Annotated in this window: 6 protein-coding genes; 2 read left to right on the top strand and 4 right to left on the bottom strand. The window is 53.4% G+C overall.

The genetic code is table 11. From position 1 onward, the window contains the following. A partial coding sequence (locus tag VEB01_RS14435) for a hypothetical protein (protein WP_324876593.1) occupies nt 1-918 on the top strand: 918 nt, incomplete at its 5' end. Between the two features lie 69 nt (nt 919-987). Further along, nucleotides 988-1,272 carry a hypothetical protein gene (locus VEB01_RS14430; protein WP_324876591.1) on the top strand — a complete coding sequence of 95 codons (285 nt, stop codon included), beginning with the start codon at nt 988-990 and terminating at the stop codon, nt 1,270-1,272. Here VEB01_RS14430 and VEB01_RS14425 read toward each other — a convergent pair whose 3' ends face one another. From VEB01_RS14425 to lhgO, 4 genes are all read right to left on the bottom strand, one after another. Beyond that, nucleotides 1,273-1,470 (bottom strand): hypothetical protein, encoded by a 198-nt coding sequence (locus VEB01_RS14425; RefSeq protein ID WP_324876589.1) that lies wholly within the window; start codon nt 1,468-1,470, stop codon nt 1,273-1,275. A gap of 23 nt (nt 1,471-1,493) precedes the next feature. Beyond that, the gene (locus VEB01_RS14420) at nt 1,494-2,618 is read right to left on the bottom strand and encodes a glycosyltransferase family 4 protein (protein WP_324876587.1); all 1,125 of its coding nucleotides are present in this window, start codon (nt 2,616-2,618) and stop codon (nt 1,494-1,496) included. Further along, nucleotides 2,606-3,859 carry a phenylacetate--CoA ligase family protein gene (locus tag VEB01_RS14415; protein ID WP_324876585.1) on the bottom strand — a complete coding sequence of 418 codons (1,254 nt, stop codon included), beginning with the start codon at nt 3,857-3,859 and terminating at the stop codon, nt 2,606-2,608. The genes VEB01_RS14420 and VEB01_RS14415 overlap by 13 nt, the downstream gene beginning before the upstream one ends. Nucleotides 3,860-4,254: 395 nt before the next feature. Then, entirely contained in the window at nt 4,255-5,448 is a 1,194-nt protein-coding gene (lhgO, locus tag VEB01_RS14410) for an L-2-hydroxyglutarate oxidase (RefSeq protein ID WP_324876583.1), read from the bottom strand. Between the last annotated feature and the right edge of the window lie 221 nt (nt 5,449-5,669).

Here is a 5,669-nt window from a genome sequence, read left to right as displayed (position 1 = left end):
GTCCCTGGACTCTTCAACCGAATGACCTTATCTTCACTCATGGCGTATTCGCTCCTCTCAACAGGAATGGATGACCTCGAAGACCATCCAGAATACGCCGCCTACCTCAGCCCCTCATCCACAACTTTCGAGCATAACTCGCTTATACGTGGACACCATCCTTACCTCTTTTCCGCCACCATTCCAGACGTCGTTAAAGGAGCGCTTACGATCAAGATGCTCTATGATCATGCTGACCGCTATTGGCGCGAGTGGTTTCCCCATCTGCCCAGCTATGGGGCTTACGTGCAGCGCCTGAATCGATTGGCGGATGTGTTTCCCGCACTCCTGGACAAGCTCAGTCCGGCCGGTGCACCGATCACCCCCACCGGAGTCGCCGATTCCTTCCCCGTGGTGCTGGCTCAGCAGAGCCGACGGTTCACCGCCAAGGTCGCCCACGAAGTGGCAAACAGCGGGTACTGTCCGACCAAGAAGCTCTATTACCACGGTGTAAAAGTCCATGCGATCGGCGATGAACGGCCGGGAACCTTGCCCCTACCCCGGTATCTCGGGATGACCCCAGCCGGTCTGAATGACGGTCCAGTCCTCGAACAGATCGCGCCGACGCTCACTTATAGGAATCTCTTTGCCGATAAGGCCTATGAGTACCTCTCGCGCCAGCCCACGCTTCCATTTACGGTCTTCACGCCGATCCGAAAAGTTCAAGGACAGACGCATCTCGATGCCGCCGACCGGCTGTTCTCGACGGCCGTTTCGCGGGTCCGCCAACCCATCGAAGCGCTGTTTAACTGGATTCAGGAGAAAACCGGTATCGAAGCGGCCAGCAAGGTCCGCTCCTCTCGGGGGCTCCTCGTTCACGTCTTCGGCCGCTTAGTGGCCGCCATGTTCTTATTGAACGTCTTACCGCAAAGCGCTTAATTCGCATTTAAGTGAAATTCCTGTTCTAATCACCCGCCCCTGCGAGGGGTAGACATCTGAAATCAGAAGATGAAACGAAAGAGAAGAAATCACTCGGCGGCGCTCAAGGGTGACAAGACGCTTGCGGAGTTAGCGGAACAGTTTGAAGGTTACGTCAACCAGATTACGCAGTGGAAGAGCCAATTGCAGGAACGGGCGAGCGATGTGTTCGCCACAGCCGCGGAACGTCATGAGTGGAGCGGGCCGGACGTGAAGGCGCTGCACGCCAAGATCGATCAGTTGGCGATGGATAACGATTTTTTAGTCGACGCGCTCGGTCGCGTGGGCAGTAATGAAACGCAAAACAATGATTGATCAATCCGCCAAGCTCCTATCGCCCGCCAGTGCGCGCTGTAGAATCTCTCGCGCGCCCCGGTTTATTACATGCCGCGTCCGGTTTCCGAAAGCGATCTGGACCTGATGCGCCGAACTGATGAACTGCACCTCGACCACTCCTTTGCCGGTGCGCGGATGCTGCATGACCTGCTGGGACAGGACGGGTATACAGTACACCACCATACTGTGGGACTAAACAATTAACCGCTTACCTCTGCTACCGCTATGTCACACCGGGGCGTTACGCCAAACTTCGTATAAAGGCGCTCTAGCCTTGGCATCACTACGTCAGCGGAGAATTCCGAGCTGAATCTCGCCAAAGCGGCTTCGCTCATACGCGCGTATGCCTTCCTATCCGTCAAAAGCTGTTCCAGCGCCTCAGCAAGAGCCACAATATCCCCGGGCTCGACGAGCCGTCCCTCGACCCCGTCAGTGAGCATGTCTGGAATGCCGCCCACCTTAGTTGCCACGGAAGGAAGTCCTGCCCCCATCGCTTCCAGAAGGCTCATGGGTGTACCTTCCACATAAGAGGGCAGTACGCACACACTTGCCTCTCTAAGCAATCTCTCCTTGGCTTCGCCTGAAACCCAGCCTAGTAATTCCACTTGCCCAGCCACCCCCAATATCTCGGCGCGGGTACGCACTGCAAGCGGATCACCATCCCCTGCAAGACTCAGGCGTAAACCGGGCAGCCGGTTTTTCAAATACGCAATTGCCTCCAGCAGGTCAAACACTCCCTTATCCCTGCACAGCTTTCCCAGAAATAGGGCTATCAGTCCAATGTTTCGGCGTGGCTGTCTTCTTGGAATTAAGGCTGGATTGGGGATACACACGACCCGTGCATTCGGGGCAATACCTTGCAATCTCGCAAACCAGCTGGGGGATAGCGTAATCACTCGCTCACTGTGTTCCAGAACAAACCGTACAACGCGCTTTCGCAGTTGTCCGCACCGATTATTGTAAAACTCTATGAACCCGCCACCGTGAATGTGCAGTACCACGGGTATTCCGAGCCAAAGCGATGGCATTACAAACATCGATTTGCGCCAGAAGCTTGCATTGGATGCAGTATGTGCGTGAAGCAAGGCTATCCGGCCACGCAGGAGCAAGCGCATGAAGCGGGACCATGCGGTCATTGCAAGCAATAGTTTCCGCAGGTTTCCTCCGGCACCATGAGTAGCCAGGTAAACCACTGGCCAGCGTTCGAAAAGGCCGGCCCGGCGATACACGTTCACGACACCGGCCACTCCACCTGTGTTCTCGAATGACGTCCCTATCATTACCACCTGTTTGCAAGATGGACGGGGCTGGATCAGACGTTGCATATTACCCCTCTAAATTTGCCACTCTTGGTCCGCGGGATTGAATCGACCACTGCGAGTTCCAGCGTGATCTCTTCTCCGAGCCGCTCACGTGCGTTGGCCAACACTCGGTTGCGGGTATGCTGATTAAACTTGGAAGAAGGCACCATCAGAATCGTTAAAGCATCGAGTCGATCCTGACGAATCTGTGCTTCCAAAATCCCACTAACACCTTTGAATAAGTGATCGAGACGTCCGATGCGGCGTCCATTAGGCAGCTTGATTGAGTCGTCGGTACGCCCAACGATTTTATTGATTAGTGGGAAAGATCGCCCACAGGCGCAACGCTCATCTGCTGGAGCGGGAAGCACCAAGTCACCGCAGCGATAGCGAATCAATGGCATGGCCATATTGTTAAAACCAGTCCCAACCAGTTCAAACAAGCCGTCATCGCCGGGAAGCAGTTCGACATGAGAATAATCGGATATCAAGTGGTAGCGGCCGTGCTCGCACGTGCCAATGGCGGCCACTCGCTCAAATTGTCCGTACCAGTCGAACACCTTACAGCCAAAGGTGTTTTCAATTTTGGCTCGCTGCTCATCACTTATGAATTCCGACGATGTAACGATACCCCGCAGTGATTCGCCACGGTAAAACAATCCGGAACTCTCCATCCAGGAAGCCAGAAAGCCGATTGAGGAGGGATAGGCTTGGATGATCACCGGGTCAAATCGTGCCAATGCATCGATATAGGCTGCTGTAGTTGCCTCGGACAAATGGTACGAGGACAGCATCAACATACTGTCGGCATGACTTTTCCTCCAATAGGGAGGATGCTGTTGATTGACTGGAACAATCATGTCGCCGCGCAACCAAGCGCGCCTAGCCCCTCTACGCAGACCGGCCCAAGCTAATTGTCGCCAAATAAAGGCATTTTCTCGATTAACTGCGGCCAAGTCCTGGTAAAGCGTCAAGGGTGTTCCCGTTGTACCACTGGTGCTTCCCGAAACCAAAGCCTTGGACGCTCGTTTAGAAATTAGAGCTTTTCCGGCTTTACGAACATCCATTTTGTCCATGAGTGGCAGCTTGTCGATTTCCTCCGGAAATCGCAATCGGCTTATATCCATCCCTAAATTCTGATACCGATCTCGATAGTAGGGTACATTCCAGACCACTGATTCGATGATTTTACTTAACCGAGCGCCCTGAAATTCGCGCAATTGATCTATTGGCCACCATTGGCTGCCCTCGATTTCGGCACTCATGGATGAAAATATGCGATCCTCGCGTAGGCGTTGCCGCATCCATGATCTGCCGGATATCAACAGATCCTGAAGCCAAATCGGGCCATCCTGATAAAATGCAGAACTAAACATAAGCACCCGCTTCAAATCAATAGATTAGATTTTTTGCCCGGTAATTAGGCCCAGATCACAGCAGCTGATTGATATGAGTGCTCACACCGCTAACAGCTGCGCGACAAGGGCCAAGCAAAAGGATTGAGGGCTGCTGCTTCTTTGAAATGCTCTTCTTTTGAAGATTAGCCGTTTCACCAGCACAACTGACTTGATGACCAGCATAATCTCTGGAGCAGTAAAGGTTTGATTCCATGTTATTAACCACTGTTTCCGGCTACTCCTGTATGTCGATACGACCCGCACTAAATGGGCACTTGACTGATCACGTATTCGCCGATTGCCAATGAAGCGGTAGCGGCAGGACTTGGAGCGTTGAGGATATGCAAGGCGTCTTTGCGGACGAGCAAGCGAAAGTCCTGCACCAAGTCGCCCGTTGGGGTCATTGCTTGCGCACGCACGCCCGCACCACCTGGTACAAGGTCATTGGGTCGGAGGTCGGGTACAAGGCGTTGCAAGGCACGGCAAAATAGCCTTTTGCTAAACGATTGAGCCAGTTCCGTGCGTACCATCTCCGGATATTTCCGGAGAAAGCGCGATAACCCGGGGAAAAGCAGCGCATCCAGCAAGTCCCGGAGATTGACAGTCCTTAATCGATAACCCTCCCGCGCAAATGCGAGCACGGCATTTGGGCCAGCTTCAACCCCGCCGTGAATTTGTCGCGTAAAATGGACCCCTAAGAACGGAAATTGGGGATTAGGCACGGGGTAAATCAAATTCCGCACCAAATGTTGAGCGGAAGGCTTAAGGCAATAATATTCACCGCGAAATGGCACGATCCGTACTTCTCGGTGTTCACCCGCCAATGCCGCTACCCGGTCGCAGTGAAGCCCGGCGCAGTTGATCAAAAAATCACACTCGAATTCCGCTGTTGCGGTCCTGGCGATCCAACTTCCAGCTTTCCTGTCTAACCGCTCGACTTTTTCCCCTGTGATTATCTTTCCGCCTCGCTCCTTCACCCGATAGGCCAGTCGATTACAGACCTGCTGGTAATCGACAATACCCTCCTCCGGTACGTGTACTGCAGTGATACCATTCACGTGCGGCTCAACTGACTTCATCTCCCTCCTATCGAGCTTTCGCAGCCCTTTCAGCCCATTGGCCGTGCCACGCCGCAGCAACTCGTCGAAACGAGGCAACTCTTCCGGCGTTACAGCCACTACGAGCTTGCCGCAGATTTCATGAGGAATATCTTCCGAGCGACAAAAAGCAACCATTTGCCGGATACCGGATACTGCCAACCGCGCCTTGGCTGACCCGGGGGCATAATAAAGCCCTGCATGCAGCACTCCGCTGTTGTGGGTACTCTGGTGTGCACCAACGGTTGTTTCTTTTTCAAGTAATGCTACTTGCGCCCGAGGGAAACGTTCCAGTAGGCGGTAGGCGGTTGCCAAGCCAACGATCCCGCCACCAACAATCAAAAATGATTTATTTTTCACTTTTTTATAATCGGGTGGACTTTGCGATTACGCGACGAACACTGTGATAGATCTTGAGCTGGCGCAGGCTTCGGCAAGCCTGATCAGTCACACGCTGACTGCAATGCCTTTCTTCAATGTCTTCTTGACTGACAGCCAGATCGGTCGAGTCCACGGAGCGTAGCGCTTTATAGATGGCATCAGTGTATGACGGAAGAAAACTAGGTATAGGTCCTCTATGA

The sequence above is a fragment of the Methylocaldum sp. genome, from assembly GCF_035627495.1.
Classification (GTDB): domain Bacteria; phylum Pseudomonadota; class Gammaproteobacteria; order Methylococcales; family Methylococcaceae; genus Methylocaldum.
The sequence above is the reverse complement of the archived record's forward strand: the minus strand, read 5'-3'. Positions and strand labels throughout refer to the sequence as shown.

What these genes read in the sequence shown, in the direction of transcription:
- VEB01_RS14430 (WP_324876591.1), top strand. Translation starts at nt 988, where the DNA reads ATGAAACGAAAGAGAAGAAATCACTCGGCGGCGCTCAAGGGTGACAAG.
- VEB01_RS14420 (WP_324876587.1), bottom strand. Translation starts at nt 2,618, where the DNA reads ATGCAACGTCTGATCCAGCCCCGTCCATCTTGCAAACAGGTGGTAATG.
- VEB01_RS14415 (WP_324876585.1), bottom strand. Translation starts at nt 3,859, where the DNA reads ATGAGTGCCGAAATCGAGGGCAGCCAATGGTGGCCAATAGATCAATTG.